The 18,287-nt window shown below is 76.3% G+C and carries 20 protein-coding genes; 3 read left to right on the top strand and 17 right to left on the bottom strand.

The features are described from left to right. Positions 1-250 precede the first annotated feature (250 nt). Entirely contained in the window at positions 251-1,126 is an 876-nt protein-coding gene (locus ACRYR7_RS09070; RefSeq protein WP_432571753.1) for a sulfurtransferase, read from the top strand. 92 nt (positions 1,127-1,218) lie between these two features. Here the strand turns inward: ACRYR7_RS09070 and ACRYR7_RS09065 are convergent, their stop codons facing one another. The 5 genes from ACRYR7_RS09065 to ACRYR7_RS09045 form a co-directional block, all read right to left on the bottom strand. Continuing rightward, positions 1,219-1,668: a hypothetical protein gene (locus tag ACRYR7_RS09065; RefSeq protein ID WP_432571752.1), complete on the bottom strand. Its 450-nt coding sequence runs from the start codon at positions 1,666-1,668 to the stop codon at positions 1,219-1,221. Positions 1,669-1,786: 118 nt separating this feature from the next. Beyond that, positions 1,787-2,182 carry a hypothetical protein gene (locus ACRYR7_RS09060; RefSeq protein ID WP_432571751.1) on the bottom strand — a complete coding sequence of 132 codons (396 nt, stop codon included), beginning with the start codon at positions 2,180-2,182 and terminating at the stop codon, positions 1,787-1,789. 209 nt (positions 2,183-2,391) lie between these two features. Beyond that, positions 2,392-4,053, bottom strand: coding sequence for a hypothetical protein (locus ACRYR7_RS09055; RefSeq protein ID WP_432571750.1), 1,662 nt, complete (start codon positions 4,051-4,053; stop codon positions 2,392-2,394). After that, on the bottom strand, positions 4,050-4,823 hold the full coding sequence (locus ACRYR7_RS09050) for an ABC transporter ATP-binding protein (protein WP_432571749.1): 774 nt from the start codon (positions 4,821-4,823) through the stop codon (positions 4,050-4,052). Before ACRYR7_RS09050 ends, ACRYR7_RS09055 begins: the two co-directional genes overlap by 4 nt. A 100-nt stretch (positions 4,824-4,923) precedes the next feature. Further along, a complete protein-coding gene (locus ACRYR7_RS09045) occupies positions 4,924-5,472 on the bottom strand; it encodes a PadR family transcriptional regulator (RefSeq protein ID WP_432571748.1) in 549 nt (182 codons plus the stop codon). A 221-nt stretch (positions 5,473-5,693) separates the two neighbouring features. Here ACRYR7_RS09045 and ACRYR7_RS09040 point away from each other — a divergent pair, with 221 nt between their 5' ends. Beyond that, positions 5,694-5,915 carry a hypothetical protein gene (locus ACRYR7_RS09040; protein ID WP_432571747.1) on the top strand — a complete coding sequence of 74 codons (222 nt, stop codon included), beginning with the start codon at positions 5,694-5,696 and terminating at the stop codon, positions 5,913-5,915. 29 nt (positions 5,916-5,944) lie between these two features. Here the strand turns inward: ACRYR7_RS09040 and ACRYR7_RS09035 are convergent, their stop codons facing one another. The 6 genes from ACRYR7_RS09035 to ACRYR7_RS09010 form a co-directional block, all read right to left on the bottom strand. Then, on the bottom strand, positions 5,945-7,531 hold the full coding sequence (locus ACRYR7_RS09035; protein ID WP_432571746.1) for a hypothetical protein: 1,587 nt from the start codon (positions 7,529-7,531) through the stop codon (positions 5,945-5,947). A gap of 276 nt (positions 7,532-7,807) precedes the next feature. Then, positions 7,808-9,409 carry a CBM96 family carbohydrate-binding protein gene (locus ACRYR7_RS09030; RefSeq protein ID WP_432571745.1) on the bottom strand — a complete coding sequence of 534 codons (1,602 nt, stop codon included), beginning with the start codon at positions 9,407-9,409 and terminating at the stop codon, positions 7,808-7,810. A gap of 349 nt (positions 9,410-9,758) precedes the next feature. Further along, entirely contained in the window at positions 9,759-9,998 is a 240-nt protein-coding gene (locus tag ACRYR7_RS09025) for a hypothetical protein (protein WP_432571744.1), read from the bottom strand. 150 nt (positions 9,999-10,148) lie between these two features. Continuing rightward, entirely contained in the window at positions 10,149-10,892 is a 744-nt protein-coding gene (locus ACRYR7_RS09020; protein ID WP_432571743.1) for a ThuA domain-containing protein, read from the bottom strand. A gap of 141 nt (positions 10,893-11,033) precedes the next feature. Next, entirely contained in the window at positions 11,034-11,993 is a 960-nt protein-coding gene (locus tag ACRYR7_RS09015; RefSeq protein WP_432571741.1) for a pyridoxal-phosphate dependent enzyme, read from the bottom strand. A gap of 158 nt (positions 11,994-12,151) precedes the next feature. Continuing rightward, complete coding sequence (locus ACRYR7_RS09010; RefSeq protein ID WP_432571740.1) at positions 12,152-12,838, bottom strand: carbonic anhydrase; 687 nt, start codon at positions 12,836-12,838, stop codon at positions 12,152-12,154. A gap of 165 nt (positions 12,839-13,003) precedes the next feature. Here ACRYR7_RS09010 and ACRYR7_RS09005 point away from each other — a divergent pair, with 165 nt between their 5' ends. After that, complete coding sequence (locus tag ACRYR7_RS09005) at positions 13,004-13,555, top strand: hypothetical protein (RefSeq protein WP_432571739.1); 552 nt, start codon at positions 13,004-13,006, stop codon at positions 13,553-13,555. A gap of 82 nt (positions 13,556-13,637) precedes the next feature. Here ACRYR7_RS09005 and ACRYR7_RS09000 read toward each other — a convergent pair whose 3' ends face one another. The 6 genes from ACRYR7_RS09000 to ACRYR7_RS08975 all read right to left on the bottom strand — a co-directional run bounded on the left by ACRYR7_RS09000 (position 13,638) and on the right by ACRYR7_RS08975 (position 18,149). Further along, positions 13,638-14,108: a GNAT family N-acetyltransferase gene (locus ACRYR7_RS09000; protein ID WP_432571738.1), complete on the bottom strand. Its 471-nt coding sequence runs from the start codon at positions 14,106-14,108 to the stop codon at positions 13,638-13,640. 75 nt (positions 14,109-14,183) lie between these two features. After that, a complete protein-coding gene (locus ACRYR7_RS08995; protein ID WP_432571737.1) occupies positions 14,184-14,573 on the bottom strand; it encodes a hypothetical protein in 390 nt (129 codons plus the stop codon). Positions 14,574-14,705: 132 nt separating this feature from the next. Continuing rightward, positions 14,706-15,578, bottom strand: coding sequence for an SIS domain-containing protein (locus ACRYR7_RS08990; RefSeq protein ID WP_432571736.1), 873 nt, complete (start codon positions 15,576-15,578; stop codon positions 14,706-14,708). Continuing rightward, positions 15,575-16,516, bottom strand: coding sequence for an NAD(P)-dependent oxidoreductase (locus tag ACRYR7_RS08985; protein WP_432571735.1), 942 nt, complete (start codon positions 16,514-16,516; stop codon positions 15,575-15,577). The genes ACRYR7_RS08990 and ACRYR7_RS08985 overlap by 4 nt, the downstream gene beginning before the upstream one ends. Then, positions 16,513-17,448 (bottom strand): shikimate dehydrogenase family protein, encoded by a 936-nt coding sequence (locus ACRYR7_RS08980; protein ID WP_432571756.1) that lies wholly within the window; start codon positions 17,446-17,448, stop codon positions 16,513-16,515. Before ACRYR7_RS08980 ends, ACRYR7_RS08985 begins: the two co-directional genes overlap by 4 nt. Positions 17,449-17,525: 77 nt before the next feature. Next, on the bottom strand, positions 17,526-18,149 hold the full coding sequence (locus ACRYR7_RS08975) for a glucose-6-phosphate isomerase family protein (RefSeq protein WP_432571734.1): 624 nt from the start codon (positions 18,147-18,149) through the stop codon (positions 17,526-17,528). Positions 18,150-18,287: the final 138 nt, after the last annotated feature.

The following is an 18,287-nucleotide window of genomic DNA, read 5'->3' as shown; positions in this document are numbered from 1 at the left end:
GGTGCGCAGCTGCTACTCCGAGCGGGAGATGTACCGCCTGCTCAACCGCGCGTACCAGCGCCTGGGGGCGGCCAACCGCACCGAGGCGCTGCTGCTGGCCCAGCGCGCCGGCCTGCTGTCGGCGTGAGCGCCTGCGGGTGCGCCCGGTGCCCGGGGCACGTAACCTCGTCGGCGATCACGGCGGGGCGGGCACCGACGCGCGCGCCCCGCGGCGTGACGCGGTGGGCGACGTGGCGGGTGGGGAGCAGCGGTGGATCTCGAGCGGGCCGGCGACCGGGAGCCGGCGGCACCCCCTGAGCCCACGCCGGTGCTGGTGGACGCGCCGTGGCTGGCCGCGCACCGCCGCGACGTGGTCGTCCTGCACGTCGACGAGGACGCCAGCGCCTACCACCAGGCCCACCTGCCCGGCGCGCGGGCGGTCTCGACCTACGACGACCTGCACGAGCCCGTCCGCCGCGGCCCCGCCTCCCGGCAGCACCTGGAGCAGGTGCTCTCGCGCCTGGGCGTGCACGCCGACGACCACCTGGTGCTCTACAGCGCCGACAGCCCCTCCCACGCCGCCTACGCCTTCTGGCTGCTGCGCCGCCACGGCCACCAGCGCCTGAGCCTGCTCGACGGCGGCCTGCGCGCGTGGCGGGACGTCGGCGGGCCGGTGGAGGACCACCCGGTCGTGGCCGTCACCGGCGGCTACCGCAGCCGCGGCGGCGACGACTCGATCGTCGTCGGCCGCGACGAGCTGCTGGCCCGGTACGTGGGCGCGCCGGGACCGGCGCTGCTGCTGGACTGCCGCACCCCGGCCGAGCACGCCGGGCACGTGGGCCACCCGCTGGACGTGGCCGCCGAGCGCCACCGCGTGCCCGGGCACATCCCCGGCTCGCGCAACCTGCCCTCGCACCTGGTCCTGGACGGGCACCGCTTCGCCGGGCGCGAGCACCTGCAGCGCCTGTTCGCCGAGCACGGCCTGCGCCCGGACTCGGACGTGGTCGTCTACTGCCGCGTGGCCGACCGCAGCTCCGTGCTGTGGTTCGCCCTGGCCGAGCTGGTCGGGCACCCGCGGGTGCGGCACTACGTGGGCGGCTGGGCGGAGTACGGCAGCCTGGTCGACGTCCCCGTCGAGCTCGACTGAGCGTGCGGCGGCGCGTCCGCGGGCGGCCCGGGAACCTCCCGCGACGAGCCGGCGGGACCGGGAGGGCGGGAGCTCGGTCGAGCTCTCAGGGCTCAGTCGAGCTTCCAGGCCGCCAGCGCCGTGCCCAGCGGCGAGAGCACGGTGGCGAGCGTGGCGACCACGAGGACGAGCGTCGTGGTCGCGAGCAGGGTGCGTACTCGGGAGCGGTCGCGCACGGCCGCCCGCAGGAGCATCCCGGCGCCCAGGCCCGCCAGCAGCAGCGGGACCCAGCCGAGCAGCGCGGTGAAGACCCCCACGGCGTGCAGCAGGGCACCGGCGGTGCCCTCGGTCGCCGGCCACAGGTCCTTCGGGTCGTGCGCGCCGCTGCTCACCTCCGACAGGCGGAGGTGGTGCAGGTCGTTGACCACGTACGGCAGGAGCACACCGCTCACGTAGCCCGCAGCCACGAGGGAACTGGTCAGCGCGCACGCCAGGAGGACCGCCACCTCCGGGGAGCTCCGCTCGTCGACGGGGGTCGGGGCCGGCCGCGGTGAACGGGTCACCGCTCCAGCACAGCACAGCGCAGCGCCGTCGCCGCTGATCGGCACCGCGACGTGCCCGAACGTTCACCCGGGCGTCCGCTCGAGCGCCGACCCCGGCGCGGAGCGCGAGGTGCGAGGTTCAGCCGGGCGCGTGAGCGCCCCAGCGCCGCAGGGCGTCGGCGCTGACGTAACCGCTGCCGCGCACCTCCACCTCCACACCCGCCGCCTCCAGCACCGCCAGCACCCGACGGCTCACCTCCCCGATCGCGTCCATCGAGGGGGCCTCGTCGCACGCGACACCCGCCACCGCCACCTCCTCGTCCACCGGAGCGGGCAGGTGCTCCCTCCACACCCGGAAACCCCCCTGCCGCAGCACCGCCAGGCACTCGCGCAGCGTCACCCGCTCCGGCACCACCATCAACGTCAGCAGACCCCCCGCGAAGGCACCACCCCCGCGGGCGCCACCGGCGCTCCCGACACCCCCGACGACGCTGGACGCAGCAGCGGTGCCCCCACCGCGCAGGTCGATCTCCATGGCACGCACACTCCCGCAGACGAGGAACCCGCCGGCGGGTTCGCCGACGGTCGAGCAGAGGACCACCCCACCCGCCGGCGCGGGCGCGCACGACCGCGCCGGCGCCGGCGGAACCCGCGGCCCGAACCCGCGGCGGGTCACCGGGTCACCGGGTCACCGGGTCACCGGGTCACCGGGTCACCGGTTCACCGGTTCACCGGGTCACCGGTTCACGGAACCCGCAGGTTCTCCAGGGCCGCCGCGGCGCGCACCCGTCCGCCGAGGGCGCCGGCCAGCACCCGGCAGACCAGCGCGACCAGGGCCGCGGCCACCGCGGCCACCACCAGCGGCAGCAGCGCGGCCCAGGGTGCGCCGCCGCGGTCGTCGCTGGTGCCGCCGGCCACCAGCAGCAGCGAGTACGGCACCGCCGCCGCCAGCACCCCCAGCGCGGTGACCGGGACCGCGGTGCGCGCCAGGCACAGCGCCTGCACCCGCACCAGTTGCCGCGTCTCGGCGCCCAGCGCGGCGGTGGAGGCCACCGCGCGCCGGTTGCCCAGCAGGTGGTCGGTCAGGCTGAGCACCAGCGCGGCCAGCGCCACGACCGCCGCGACCACCCCGACCGCCGCGGCCAGCCCGGCACCGCCGAGGTAGAAGGCCAGCTCGCTGCCGGTGCGCCCGGAACCGTCGCCCTGCGCGGCGTGCTCGGCCAGCAGTTGCGCGCTCAGGGACGATTCGACCCCGAACGAGAGCCCGCACACGAACAGGACCCCGGCCGTGCCGCGCACCGCCGCGGTGCTGCCGCGGCGCTGGGCGTCGGCCAGCAGGCCGACGGCGCTGTCGCGCCCACCCGCGCGCCGGCGCGTCCACCGGCTCGACCGCCGCTGGTCCGGGGAACCGCCGCGGCGGGCACGCACCGCACCGGCGGATCCGCCGGCGGAGGCGTCCTCGGGCACGGACCCGGGCCGGGTCGGGACGGGTCCGCGGACGGTGCCGGCCGCCGAGCGCGCCGAACCGGCGCCGGCCGCCAGCAGGAACAGCACCAGCGAGACGACGAGGGCGGCGGCGAAGAGCGCCTCACTGGAACCGGCCGCGAAGCTGCTGAACAGGACCGCCACCCCACCGGCGGCGGTCAGCAGCACGAACAGGCGCGAGGGGACCTCGGCGCTCATCCCGGCGCGCTGCAGGGCCAGCGCGCGGTCGCGGCGCCACCCCAGCACGGCCAGCACCCGCGCGAAGACCCACAGCGCACCCAGCACGGCGAACCACACCAGCGGCATCTCCCACTGCAGCGGCGGCAGCAACCGCCACCCGGACGGCAGCGCCAGCCCCAGCACCAGCCACAGCAGCAGGTAGACCGGCGCGGCCAGCAGCGCACCGCGCACGAACGCCGCGCTGGTGCGCGCCACGCGCAGCCGGCGCAGGTCGGCCCAGGTCGCCCCGGCGATCAGCAGCTGGCGCGAGCGGCGCTCCTCCACGACCTGCCCCACCCGCAGGGCCTGCACCGCCAGGGCCAGGAAGGGCAGCACGAGCAGCACCGCGGCCGTCACGCTGCCCGTGCGCAGGCCGGGCTGGGCCAGGAACGGCGCCAGGCCGCCGCCGGCCTGGTACAGCTCCTCCGAGACCTCCCGGCCCCGGTCGTCGGTCCAGACGGAGGTCCCCACCAGCACGGTGTCGCGGACGCCGGCCACCGCCGCGGCGATCAGCAGCGCGGTGCCGATGCCGGCGGCGGCCGCGGCGCTGGCCCGGGCGCGGGTGCGCTCCACGCGCGAGCGCGGGACGGTCATCGAACGCACCACCTCCGCGCGCAGCAGCGAGCGCTGCGGGGCCCGCAGGCCGCCCACGACCCGGTCCACGGGGCCCGCGCCGTCGAGGGCCTCCTGCCGCGCGCTCACCGCAGCACCGACTCGCGCTCGACCGCACCGTCGCGCAGGCGGATCTCCCGGTCGGCCATCGCCGCGGCGGTGTTGTCGTGGGTGACCAGCACCACCGCACCGCCGCCGCTGCGGGCCAGGCCCAGCAGCAGTTCCAGGGCGTCCGCGCCGGCCACCGCGTCCAGGCTGGCGATGGGCTCGTCGGCCAGCAGCAGGCGCGGCGAGGTGATCAGCGCCCGGGCGATGGCCGCGCGCTGGGCCTGCCCGCCGGACAGCTCCTGCGGCACCGCGGCGCCGGCGTGCTCCATGCCCACCCGCGCCAGCGCGTCGCGCGCCGCGGTGCGCGCGGCGGCCGCCTCGGCCCCGTCCAGCAGCAGCGGCAGCGCGACGTTGTCCTCCAGGCTCATGTCCGGCACCAGTTGCCCGTACTGCAGCACGATGCCCACGTGCCGCCGGCGCAGCCGCGCCCGCTGGGACTCGTCCAGCGGACCCAGGTCCTGCCCCAGCAGCCGCACCTCACCGGCCTGCGGCCGCAGCAGCCCGGCGGCGACGTGCAGCAGGGTCGACTTGCCGCACCCGCTGGGCCCGGTGACGGCCACCACCTCCCCGGGGTGCACCGAGAAGGACACCTGCCGCAGCGCCGGGGTGCGGGCGTAGGCGTGGCTGACGGCGCGCACGGCCAGCACCGGCTCCTCCGGCGCCGCAGCGCCGCCGGGGCCCCCGGGGTTCCGGGGGTTCCCGGGGTCGTGCGGCTCGTGCGGGTCGCCGGTGCTGCCGGTGGAAGGGGTCATCGACTGGCCTCCTGATCGGGGCTGGGTGGTGCGCCACCAGCTGGGCACGACGCACGGCGGGGACGACGCGGGACGGGGGTGGTCGCGGGCTGCGGGGGCCTCAGGGCGTGCGGGGGGCGCGGTCCAGCGCTGCGGCGGCCTCGTCCAGCCAGCGCAGGTCGGCGTCCAGGTGGAGCACGGCGTAGCGGCGAGCCAGCCGGGCCCCCAGGTCACCGGAACCGTCGGCGGTCCCGTTCCCCGCACCGGTGCCGCTGAGGGCGCGCATGCGCCGCAGGTGCGCGGTGCGCTGCTCGGCCACCACGGCGCTGACCGGGTGCCGGGAGTCGCCGGTGCGCAGGGCCACGATCGCCTTGCGCACCAGCTCCTCGGTGCCGGAGACGGCAGGCGGTGCGGGTTCGGCCAGCCACGCCTGCAACCGCTCCCGCCCGGCGTCGGTGACCGCGTAGACGGTCCGTTCCGGCCCCCCCTCGGAACGGGTCTCGACCACCTCGGCCAGTCCGTCGCGCACCAGGCGCCCCAACGTGGAGTACACCTGCCCGAAGGGCAGGGGTTTGGCGTCGGGGAACCACGCGTCGTACTCCCGCTTCAGGTCGTACCCGTGCGCGGGACCTCGCACCAGCAGCGCCAGGTGCAGCTCGACCATGGACATGCCGGGAATGTACACCGCGGATACGTACTGAGTGAATAGTCGACGAGCCCGAGTTACGAGATGCCGGGCGACCGGCGTTCCGGCCGCCCGGGAGCACCGGGCGCCCGCGGCGGTCGCACGGAGGGACCCGGGGGAACCCGAGGGGACGGGCGACACCCGAACGCCTCGATCGCAGCGGTCCCGTGGACCGCAGCCGCGGGCACGAGCAGACTGATGACCGCGTGACCACCGCTGTCGAAGGGACGAGCACCGTGGACGAGCACGACCTGGACGGTCCGCCGGACGCCGGGGACGCCGCCGATCCCAGAGCGCGCTACCGGGTCCTGCCCGAGCGGATCCGCGTCGCGGACACGACCGGGAGCCGCGACCCCCTGCCCCCGCCCCCGGACTCCACGGAGGGCAGGGACCCCGACCGCGACGCCGCGGTGCGCTTCCCCGGGTGAGGTCAGGCGCCCCGGGCGGCGCACGGGCGTCAGAGCACGAACCAGTCCCGGCCGTCGCCGACCAGGTTCAAGCTCTGCCACCGGGTGTTGAGCGTCCGACTGGCGGCGCCGTCGACGAGGGCGTTTCCGGCGGCCCTGACCGTGACGGCACGGGCACCGGCGTCGACCTTCTTCACGCTCACCTGCACCCCCGGGCCGGGAGCCGGCAGCGTGACGGTCAGTGCCGTCGCGGTGGTGTCGGCGGGCACCACGTCGCCCGCCGCGGCGGTGGCGGCGGCGGTGACCCGCACGACCCGGCGGACCGGGCCGACCTGCACCTGCTGCCAGTCCGCCGCCGTGGCGCTGGTGCTGCGGCAGAACCACAGGCGGTTCCCCCTGTCCACGAGGACGTCCCCCGCGACACCGCCGGCCGGGGGCGCCGCCGCGGCGGCGGGGGTCAACTGCACCTGCGCGAGAGCACCGCGGAAGCGGGCACCGCGCCCGTTGACGGAGTACCCGACCACGGCCGCCTCCGCAGCGGGCGAGGCGGAGGCCTGGTGCCCCCACACCCCTGCTCCCTTGCCGCGGTGCTCGCCGGTGACCGCACCGCTGGTGCTCGTGGCGCTGGCCGCCAGGCCGTACACGGCCCGGCCCGCACCGTCGGCGGTGCTGGTGATGCCGTCCTGGACGGTGGACCCCGTGACGGCGACCCCGCCGGCGCGGACCTCCAGCCCGTCGTTGAGGAGCGTCCTGCCCCTGGCGACGTCGATGCCGCCGTTGCGCACGCGGATGCCGGTACCGCCGTCGTCGGTGTCCACCTCCAGCGCTGTGCCCGGGATGGTTCTGGTCGTCGGGCCGGAGCCGTCCTCGTAGTCGTCGGAGGTGGAGGTGCCGTTGGCGGCGTACGCGCTGATGGCGGTGTTCGCCCTGGCGGTCACCTCCAACCCGATCGCACCGGTCTCGGAGGTGGATTCGCTCCAGTGGCTGAAGGACGCGGAGGAGAAGAGCGCTCCGTGCACGACCATCGTGGTGCCGGGCTGCGCTCCGGAGCCGGCCTCCCCGGTGCCGCTGGAGTACTCCCACGGCCCTCCGCCCTCGACCAGCAGGCCCGTGCCCGCGGGCCGCTGATGGACGCTGACGTTGCCCTGAGCCTCCAAGGCCTGCTGGTTGAACCCGTTGTCGTCAGCACCACCCAGCAGGGTCAGCGCCGGGGCACCACCGGGCCCGGCGATGGAGGTGGTGGCACCGGCGGTGTTGGCCCGTCCCAGCACGACGGGACCACCGGTGGCCGCTGAGGCGGGCGGGGGCGTGAGCAGCTGACCGGCCGCCAGCCCGCCCAGCGCCGCCGCTCCGGCCCCCAGCAGGCCCCTGCGCGACGTCCGCACGGGCCCGGCGGCACGCGCGGCCAGCGGTGCGCCGCTGCCCGCCAGCCCGGCGCGCACGTCCTGCGCAGCGGGCGGCAGGACGCCCGCCCGGGCGAGCAGCGCCTGCAGGTGGTCCAGCTGCTCCTGCACCGCGGCCAGCCGCCGGGCGCACTCCCGGTGCACCGGGTCCACCCCGGCACCGGGGACCTGCCCGGTCGCGTGGTCGATCAGCGGGTGGCAGGTGCCGCCCCGCTCACCCGTGCGCTGGTCCATCGTCGTCCCCCGTCGTCGACCACCCCACGCCGGTGCGGGCGGGGGGCTGCGGTGCGCACCGGTGCCGCCTTGCTGAACCGTCTACGCCCGCACCTGCGGCACGCCCCTGCGGCGGCACGTCCGTGCCCACGTGCAGTGACCCAGCGTAGGCACCGGTGGCGCACGAGCGCAGGCTCTCCGGGTTGCGCGCTGGACGTCCCCGGAGCGGGGGACGCTCTCGTCGACGCCCGGGTCGCCACACCACCTGGACGTCGGGGGTGGGCCCCGGGGATCAGCTCAGCTGTGCGGCTGGTTGAAGTACGGGCTCTTGATCTCCGAGATCCACGCGCTGCGCACGGCCGGGTCGCTGTCCAGGTTGTAGTCGGCGCTGGCGCGGTTGAAGTACAGGACCGCTTTGATCTTCGGCAGGGCTGCAGCCGCCTCGGCCATCCCGTTGATCCACGCGACCCGGCAGGCGCTGCCGGCGGTGCCCGGCCCGACGCCGGTCTCGAACAGCCCGTAGCTCTTGGTCTTCGCGCCGGTGCCGAGCAGACCGTTCTCGAGCTTGGTGTAGAAGGTGCTCCAGGTGGGCTTGACACCGCCCTTGGTGCAGCGGAAGTCGTAGGGATCCCAAGCGATCCAGCTGACGTAGGCGTCGCCGGGATAGGTGCGGGTGTAGACCGTGTCGTCGCTGCGGAAGCCGGCGTAGTCCACGGCGAACGTGACACCGGTGACCCCTTGGGCCTTCAGCCGGTCGACCCAGTGGCGGAAGGCCGCGGGGTAGGTGGTCTCCCACCAGTCGCGCAGCGTGAGCCCGCCGTAAGCGGCCACCGGAGTGGTGTCGTCCATCTTCTCGGTGACGGTGTCGACCTCGGGCATCAAGTCCAGGACGAAGCGGATCCCGCTGGCCTTGATCCTGGCGGCCTGGGCGTCGATGGCCGGGTCGAGAGCACCGCTGCTGATCTGTTGCGGTGTGTAGTAGGAGCCGTTGAAGTCCGGCCCGGCGGTGGTGACCACGAGCCCGGGAGCAGGCAGAGCACGCCCGTTCACGCTGGTCGGGCAGGTGCCGAAGCACTTGGAGCTGGCCGAGGCGAACAGGACGCGGCGGCCGGAGTCGGCGGTGGCGATGGCCGTGTCGGCGGCGCTGGGCCAGGTTCCCGACTGGGACAGGGAGTAGTAGCGCCGGAAGGCGTCCGCCTGGCGCCCGTAGGCGCCCTCCGAGGTGGTGCGCAGGTCGGCGTTGCCCGACAGGTACCAGCCCAGCCAGCTGCCGCTGGCCGGGGACAGGTCCGGCTGGACACCGGCCTTGGCCGTCTTGACCACCAGGACCGGCCCGCGCCCGCCGCTGTCCTCGCGCGAGAACACGTGCGCCGATCCGCTGTCGCTGGCCTGGACCACCAGCGACAGCGGCCCACCGCCGTAGCCGCGCAGCAGCACGTCGCTGGTGGCGCCGACGACAGCGGGTGCAGCGGTGCCGCTGACGGTACCGCTGGCAGCGGGCCGGTTGGCGTACGTGAGGGTCGACTCCGACCAGCCGGTGCTCGTGCCGGTCACCTCGATCGCCGGTGCGGCGCTGTAGCCGGCGCTGAGGGCCTTGGTGGTGAACCGCAGGTGCGCCTCCACGATGCGCTCTCCCGCCGGCACGACAGGAGCGGGGAAGCGCACGTACCACGGGCGGTCGACGCTGGAGGAGTGATCGATGCGGGCGGTGGTGCTGCTGCCCCAGTTGGTGGTGGGCTGACCGCTGAAGACGCCGGCGTCCGCGGCGGCGGCGATCGTCTGCGTTCCTGACGCAGATGCCGGAGCAGCAGCCGTCAGGAGCGCGGCCGCAGTCAGGGCAGCGCTGAGAGCGGCTCCCAGGACTGCCGGCAGGCCCCGACGTGGTCGCGCGGTGGGCACCGTGGCCCTCGGGCGAGACGAACACGACACGATCGAACTCCTCCTCCACCGAAAGCCGCGCAGGTTCTCGTCACCTCCGCGCGCTCTCCAGTGTGGGGAGGGAGCGGTGAACGACCAGCCCGCCTGCGCAGCAGTACGTACGAGGGAGCGTTCGGACGCGCAGCACCGCTTCCTGTGCTATCGCAGCAAGAGCACCCCGACGGACGCCGGTCCCGCCGTCCCGCTCCACGGCGCCACCTGTCAGCGCACGGTCCGGAAACCGGCTCACACCTCTCTGGCGGAGATCTCGGCTCGCTCGAGGGCGGCGAAGCACCCTCAGCGGGCCGCGTGGTCCGAGTACACGAGGTCGCTACAGGTCATCTCGACCCGCGCCCGCGAGGCGGTGGTGATTCCGGCGGGGAAGAAGCTGACGGCGACCAGCAGGCCGACGACCTCCCGGACGGTCTCCGGGTTCTCCCGGCTGGTGCGCCCGGATGGCCTCCAGCAGCGGGTAGGCGTTGCCGGTGGTGGTGAACTCGGTGATCTGCGCGAGCGCCTGCTGCTCCTCGGGGTCGCGGTCGTCGCCGACGGGCGGGTCGACCGGGGACACCCAGGAACCGGTGCCGGTGCCGGGCAGCCCCCCGGGGCGCCGGCTCTGCCGGCGCGCGGGTGGTGGACGATCCCCGGTCACCGCCCTGCACGACGCAGCGGCTCCACCCCGGCCGCCGCACCCGCGCGACCCACGCCCGGGCGGTCCGCGTCACGGTCCGGCGGGCGGTGGGCTCGTCGGGGAACCCGGAACGTCCCGGTCCCCGCTCAGCAGCCACGCCACCTCGCGCCGCAGCAGTTCGCGGCGTGAGGCGCTCTCGTACGAACGCGCGTCGTGCCCCAGACCGTCGTACAGCACCCGCCCCGGGCCCGGGGCCTGCCACACCACCGGGTGCGCCACCCCCTCGTGCTCCGTGGTGAGCAGCACCCGCGAACCCGGTTCCACCTGCAGGTGGCAGTAGCGCTCGTCGAAGGCCTCCACCGGCCCCAGCCCGGCCACCACCGGGTGCTCCTCACCGGGCACCGCCTCGAAGCGCGCCGGCCCGATGGGCGGGTGCATCGAGACCCCGGGCACCCACCGCCCACCGGTCGACCGCGCCCACCCGGGCGCGTCGGTGAAGGTGTTCGCCGCCTGGTGCACCGCCAGCAGCGGCACACCGCCGGCCACCAGCGCGGCCAGCCGCGCGTGGAACGGCGCCCACGCCGCGTCGTCGCCGTCCCAGTCCGGATCGACGCGACCGGTGCCGGCCACGACGACGATCAGGGACGGCTCCCCGTCCTGCCCGTCCTCCCGGCCCCCCGGCCCGGACAGGGCGTGCAGGGCGGTGCCGCGCACCCGCACCCGCAGCCCGGCCGCACCGAGCGCACCGGCGATCAGGTGCGCGCTGGCGGCGTCGTCGTGCCAGCGGTCCTGGTAGCGCCCGCGACCGGCCAGCACCAGCGCCGACCCGCTCACCGGCGCACCCCCGCCCGGGCTCGGCGGTGCGGTCCCCGTCCTGCTGCCTCCTGCACGCGCACCATCCTGGCGCGGTGCCCGGCGCCGGGTCCAGGACCGCCTGCTGGGCCCGCACCGGTACCAGTGCCGGTGCCCACCGCCTCAGGCACCGGCCAGGGACGCGGCGTCGGGGTGGCCGAACAACCCCGGCAGCCCCCCGCTGTGCAGCAGCACCGTGCGCTGCCCGCAACGCACCTCGCCCTCGGCCACCGCCGCGACCAGACCGGCCGCGGCGCGACCGGTGTACACCGGGTCGAGCACGACCCCCTCGCTGCGCGCCACCAGCGAGAGCGCCGCCCGCACCGCGGGGGTCAGCGCGCCGTAGCCCCGCCCCACCTGGTCGCGGCGCAACCGCAGCTCGCCCGGCTGCGCAGCGCCGTCCTCGCGGGCCAGCCCGGCGGCCAGAGCCCGCACGCGCTCGTGGGGGTCGGCGATCGCGCCGGTGTCCACGCCCAGCACCCGCTGCGCCCCCAGGGCGTGCACGAGCCCGGCCATGGTGCCCCCCGAGCCCACGGCCACCACCACCGTCTCCAGGTCGGGGACCTGCTGCAGCAGCTCGGCACCGGCGTGCGCGTACCCGCGCGCGCCCAGCACGCTGGAACCGCCGAAGGGCACGACCTGCGCCGGCGTCCCCGCCGCCCGCAGCGCCCACGCCTCCTGCTCCACCCGAGCCGCCAGCTCCTCGGCACCGACGTCGCCGGCCCACACGACGCGGGCGCCCAGCAGCTCGTCGAGCAGCAGGTTCCCGCCGCGCTGCGCCGGGGCCGCGCCCTCCAGCACCAGCACCGCGCCGATCCCCAGCCGTGCCGCGGCGGCGGCGGTCAGGCGGGCGTGGTTGCTCTGCGCGGCTCCGCTGGTGACGACCGCGCGGGCCCCGTGCGCCAGCGCGGCCCCCATCGTGTGCTCCAGCTTGCGCACCTTGTTGCCGCCGCCGGCCAGGCCGCAGAGGTCGTCGCGCTTGATCCACAGGTCCTGCGGGCACAGCCCCAGCGCGGCCGCCAGGCGCGGGGCCGGTTCCACCGGGGTGGGCCAGGACCCCAGCACGGCTCGTCCAGCGCTCACGGCGCCACCTCCTGCAGCGGTCGGGTGCGCCGGTGCCGCGGGGGACCGGCGGGCGTGCGCGGGCGCTGCGCCCGCACCTCGCCCGGCTCCACCCGGGCACCGTAGCCGTCCGGGCTGCGCCCCGGCCCGCGAAACCCGCCGGCCGGCGGGGCTGCGCGTCAGAGGAGCTCGACCAGGCCGGTGTCCAGGTCGTAGCGGGCGGCGCGGACGTCGAGGCGGTTCGCGCGCACCGCCCGGCGGACGGTCCGGCTGCGGCGCACCAGCTGCTCGGCCACCGTGCGGGTGTTCTCGCGCACCGCGTTCTCGACAAGGTCCCCGGGCTGCTCGCGCACGGCGAGGACCGCCGGGGCGATGGCCTCGACGATGCTCTGCACGTGCTCGGGCGCGCGCCCGCCGTTCTGCACGACGTCGACGGTGGCGCTGACCGCGCCGCAGCGCTCGTGACCGAGCACGAGCAGCAGCGGCGGGGCGAACTCGCCGACCGCGAACTCGATGCTGCCCAGGATCGCGTCGTCGACGATGCCGCCGGCCACGCGCTGGTCGAACACGGCGCCGACGCCCTCGTCGAAGAGGATCTCCGGCGGCACGCGCGAGTCGGAGCACCCCAGGGCGATCACGAACGGGTGCTGCCCCTGGGCGCTGCCGTGCACGGCGTCCACGTCCTGACCGCGGTGGCGCGCGCGCCCGGCGGCGAAGCGGGCGTTGCCGGCCAGCAGGCGCTGCAGGGCGGCGTCCGCGCTGCCCGGCCAGGGCTGCGCGGCGGACGCGGCCGGGGCGCCGGCCCCGGTGGCCACGGCGACCCCGGTCAGCGCCAGGGCGCCGATCAGACCGCGTCGCTCGATCATCGGCCGTGCACCCATCGGTACTCCCCCGCGTCGTCCACGCACCACGGTCATTCGACCGGGCAACCGTCACGCCGATGCTAAGCAGCGGGCGGCACCTTGTCCACGGTCCAGGACGCACGGTCGGCAGCAGTGCCCGTCGGGGCGGGCCGTGGGACCGTCCCGGGTGTGGCGGCCCCCGAGGACGCGATCCGCGCAGCGCTCGACGGCACGCCGGCGGCGCTGTCGGGGACCGAGCGAGCGGTCCTCGGTCCCGGCTCGCCGGCACGGGTGTTCTCGCTGTTCGACGCCCGCACCCGCGACCGCCTCGGCCGGTCGATCAGCGCGCTCCGCTTCCGCGCCGGGCGCATCGACGCCGACTGGTGCGCCGGCAACGTCGCGGTCGCCGACGGGGAGCTGGTGGGCGCCTTCGACCGGGAGCCGGTCGCCGACAGCGAGGCCGTCACCGCCGGGTTCAGCGCCGCCGGTTTCGCCACCAGCTCCACCAGCGGCGGCGGGCTGTCCACCCCGGAGGAGGCGCTGGGGTTCCTGCTGGACCACGAGCGGGCCCGCGGGGTTCCCTTCGACGGGGCCGAGCAGCGGACCGCAGCGGCGGCGGCGGCGTGGGTCGTGGCCTTCAACGCCCGCTGGGAGACCGCGATGCGTCCCGGCCTGGACGACGGGGCCACGACCGCGTCGCTGCACGCACGCGGGGAGGACCTCCTGTCGCTGACCCGGTGAGCCCCCGGCTCCACCCGACCGGCCGCCCCGGCCTCGGGCACGTGCCGCACCGGGGCGCGCCCGCTCCCCCGGGAACGGCGGGTCACCGGTGACGCATGCGCTGCTCGGCGCGGTCAGCGGGGCCGGGGCCGGCGTCGACGAAGCCGTGCCGCCGGTACAGGCGGACCGCGGGGGCGTTGCCGGTCTTGACCGAGAGCACCACCGCAGCGCCCGGGTGCTCGCGCCGGGCCCAGTCCAGGACCGCCTCCACGGCGGCGTCCGCCACGCCGCGACCGCGGGCACCGGGCGCCACCCACAACGAGATCAGCTCCACCGCGCCGTCGGGGCCCGGGTCGGTGGCGCTGACCATGCCGGCCGGTCGCCCCTCCAGGGTCAGGACGAGGTTGAGGGCGACCTCGCGCAGGCGCGCGCGCCAGCGCTCCTCCCGGTCACCGTCCCCGCTCCACCCGGCCAGCGTCGAGCAGAACGCCGACGGCGCCTCGGCCAGCGCCTGGCGGCGCATCGCGCGCCAGGCGCGCCAGTCCTGCTCCCCCACCACCGACACCTCGATCACGGCGTCCATCCTCGCGGACACCGGTGGGAGGGCGCTGCGGCGAGGCCGCCGTCGGGGCGGTGTGTCGGGGCGGTGTCAGGAACGCACCTCCAGGCCCGTGACCCGCCAGTCGGTCCTCGTCTCCTCGACCTGGTGCCCGTGCTGCTGCAGCAGGGTGCGCAGCTCCAGCAGCAGCCCGTACTCCCAGTCCGGGCGCGGCACGCTGTCGGTGGAGGTGGCCGAGACGTGCTCCACCTTCACCGCCACCGCGACGGTGCCGCGGCCGGTGGCGAAGACCGACCAGCGCCGGTACGCGCTGAAGCCCTCGGCCACGTTCTGCCGCGGGTGCAGGCCGCTGACGTACCCGGCGACGACCGCCTCGACGTCCTGGCGCAGCCGGCGGCGCTTCCACACCAGCGCCACCCGCTGCGCTCCCGCCCTGGGCGCGCGCAGCAGCGCGGCAGCGCGCGGTTCTTCGGTCGGCACGGGGGCTCTCCTCGCCAGGGGGGTGCAGCGGTCGGGCCGAGGATAGGGGTGCACACGCTCGCAGGGCGGTGGCGGGCGCCGAGGGTGCTGTCGCCGGCGCAGCGGTGCTGCGGCGGCGGGACGCGGGTCGGGTCAGTGGTGGGGGTCGCCGCTGCCGCGGAACCGGGAGAGGGCCTTCTTCATCTCGTGCACGCGCTGCAGGTGCGCGGAACCTCGGCGCACGGCCACGGAGGTGGCCAGGACGTCGATGAGCACCAGCCCGGCGAGCCTGCTGACCGTGGGCGTGAAGGTGTCGGTGTCCTCGAAGGTGCGCACGACCAGCCCGACGTCGCTGAGGTCGAGCAGCGGGCTGGGACCGCCGACCACGGCGATGACCGTGGCCCCGTTCTCGCGCGCCCGCGCGGTCACCTCCAGCACGGAGGTGGTGCGCCCGGTGTTGGAGATGGCCACCACCACCGTCCCCGGTCCGGCCATCGAGGCGGCCATGTGCTGCTGGTGCAGGTCGCTGGGCGCCGCGCACGGCACCCCGAGCAGCACGCCCTGCTGCAGGCCGTCCTGAGCGATGATCCCCGAGGCGCCCAGGCCGAGGAACAGCACGTCCCGGGCGGCCAGGAGCACCTCGACGGCGCGGGCCAGCCGGGTGGTGTCCAGCGAGCGCCGTGCCCGATCCAGGCTGCTGAGGGTGTGGTCGAAGATCTTCCCGGCCATCGCCTCGACGGTGTCGTCGGGCTCGATGGCGGAGTGGGTGACCGGCAGGCCGATCGCCAGCGCCTGGGCCAGGTCGATCTTGAAGGCCTGGAAACCGGAGTAGCCCAGCGCGGTGGCGAAGCGCATCACCGTGGGTTCGCTGACCCCCGCGGCCTCGGCCAGGCCGGCCATGCTCAGGCCCAGCACGCGGGTGGGGGCCCGCAGCACCGCGGCGGCGACCTTGCGCTCGGAGGGGCGCAGCTGCTGGGCGCCGCTGCTGAGCACCTCCAGCACCGAGGGTGTTCCCGCGGCCGTCACCGGGGCACCAGGTGGGTCAGCAGGTTCTCGACGGCGTGACGCGTGGCCCGGCTGACGCCGGCGCCGGTGTAGCCGCCGACGTGGGGGGTGGCGATGACGCGCGGGTGGCGCAGCAGGGCGCTGGGGGCGGGCGGTTCGCCGTCGTGGGCGTCCACCGCGTAGGCCGACAGCGCACCGGACTCCAGACGGGCCAGCACCGCCCCGTCGTCCACCAGGGCCGCGCGCGCGGTGTTGACGAGCACGGCACCGGCGGGCAGCGCGTCCAGCGCCTCGGCACCGAGCAGCACCGTGCCGTCGGCCGGGGGCGGGCAGTGCAGGGTCAGCACGTCGCTGGTGCGCAGCACCTCCTCCAGCGGCGCCGGGCGCACGCCGTCGGGGACCTCGACGCCGGTGAGGGGGTCGTGGGCGACGACGGCGGCGCCGAGCGCTGCGAAGGCGCCGGCCGCGCGGCGGCCCACCGCGCCGAGCCCGACCACGCCGACGGTGCACTCGGCCAGCTCGCGGCCCCGCCAGCGCTGCCAGCCGCCCTCGTGCAGGGCGGCGGAGGACCACGGCACGTGGCGCAGCGCGGCCAGCGCCAGCGCCAGCGCGAGCTCGGCCACTCCCCGGGCGTTGGCCCCGGCGGCGCGCTCGACGGCGATGCCCGCGCGCCGGGCGGCGTCCAGGTCGACGTTGTCGGTGCCGGCGCCGTTGCGGCTGATGACCCGCAGGCCGTCGGCGGCGGCCAGCACCGGCGCGGTGATCGGCTCGATGCCGGCCAGCCAGCCGGCGCACCCGGGCAGCAGGGCGGTCAGCTCCTCCTCGCCGGGGACCCTGCCCGCCGGCCCGGGGACGAGCTGCAGGCCGGCCCGGCGCAGCGGGTCGAGCTCGGGCACGGCGTCCAGACCGGCCGAGGTGAGCGAGCGGGGCGTGACCAGGACGCGCCGGGCGGCGCTCACCGGCGCGTCCCGGCCGCGATCTCCTCCAGCGCCTCGAACTGCGGACCGCTGGTGGGGATGTCGATGTCGAAGACCTCGGCGATGACCCGGGTCCAGCCGTGCAGGAAGTACACCCAGCCGTCCACGGCCTGCACGTGCCCCGCCGCTCGCGCCTGCTCCAGGAAGACCAGCTCGCCGCGGTAGTTCAGGTCCCAGGCGATCGCGGAGCGGGGGAAGCGCGCGGCAGCGCTGAGCGGGGAGCCGGGTGCGTCCTTGCCCAGCCCGCTGGCGTTGACGACCAGGGCGCCGGGGCTCAGGCCGGCCAGGACGTCGTCGTTGTCGGTCGCCCCGGTGGCGTGCACGGTCTCGATCGGGACGTCGCCGGCCAGTCGCGCGTGGAGGGCGCGCAGGCTCTGCAGCCGTTCGGGGTCGCGGTCGGAGACGATGACGCGCGAGGGCCGGTCCGCGCCGTGGTGCGGGCGCGTCAGGTACCAGCTGATGGCGGTGGCCGACCCGCCGGCACCGATGAGGAAGGCCTCGGCGCCGGTGCGCTCGAAGTGCCGCGGCGGCAGCAGCGCCTGCAGGGCCAGGCCCGAGGAGACGGGGTCCTTGGCGTGGCACACCAGCTGCCCCCCGCGCTTGGACAGGCAGCTGACCTCGCCCGTGAGCTGCGCCAGCGGGTCGACGACGTCGAACCGGTCGCGGCAGGCGCGGAAGAGGTCGATCTTGTGGGTGGTCACCAGCGCGCCGAGGCCGAGGGGGTCGGCGGCGATGAAGTCCACCACGTCGCGGTAGTGCTCGCGCGGGGCGTGCAGCGGCAGGTCGATCCCCTCGAGGCGGGCCTCGCGCAGGCCCAGTCGCGCGGCCCACTGCGGGAAGACGGTGCGGATCGACGAGCGTGCGGTGCTCACGCCGATGAAGTACAGCGTCGGTGCGCCGGCCGGCGCCGGCAGCGCGACGCCGGGGGTCTCGCCGGGGGTTCCGCCGGGGGTTCCGCCGGGGGTTCCGCCGGGGGTTCCCGGTGCGGTGTTCACGCCCCGCCCCGTCCGCGGTACCCGCGGTGCTGCGGGTTGGGGCGCGTCCTCCAGCCGCCGGTGCCGTCCTCGACGACGAGCTGCGCCATGCCGCCGGCCCGGGCGATCAGGCCGTAGTCCTGGCCGGCGTCCGCCGGGTAGGTGAACAGCGTGACGAACGGCTCGTCGCCGACGTTGACGCTGCGGTGGATCCAGTGCCCGGGGACGTGCACCGCCCGGCCGGCGCTGAGGGGGACGGCGCGGGACTGCCCGTCGAGGGTTTCCAGGAGCATCACCCCGCGCCCGCTGAGGCAGTGGTAGAGCTCCGCGCGGTCGGCGACGGCGTGCAGGTGGCCGCGGGTCAGGGCGTACTCCTCCCCCACCCGGCCTGGCAGCAGCGTGGAGGTCCCCACGATCAGCGCGCCGGGGCCGTGGCCGGTCCGGTGCTCCTGCACCCGGTACGCCAGCGCACCGCCGCCGCGCTCCTCGAGCGGGGCGGCGAAGGCCACCGGGTCGCGGTACACGCCGTCCAGGTCCCGCAGGTGCTTGACGTACGAGCCGGTGCGGCCGCCGATGCTGCCGTCGGTGCCGATGCTGAGCGCTCCTGGCTCCGCCACCGGCACGGGCGGGGAGAACGTCATGGGAATCTCCTGCCGTCAGTGGTGGTAGTAGGACTACACCCTTTCCGTGCGGTTCCGCTAGGAGGCCCGCGAGGTCGCCGCACGGACGCAGACGGGAACCGGCCGGCACCTTGCGCAGCGCTGTTCCTGGTAGTACCA

The organism is Kineococcus gurbantunggutensis (assembly GCF_050871925.1).
Taxonomy (GTDB): domain Bacteria; phylum Actinomycetota; class Actinomycetes; order Actinomycetales; family Kineococcaceae; genus Kineococcus.
This window is presented reverse-complemented; position numbering and strand designations above follow the sequence as displayed.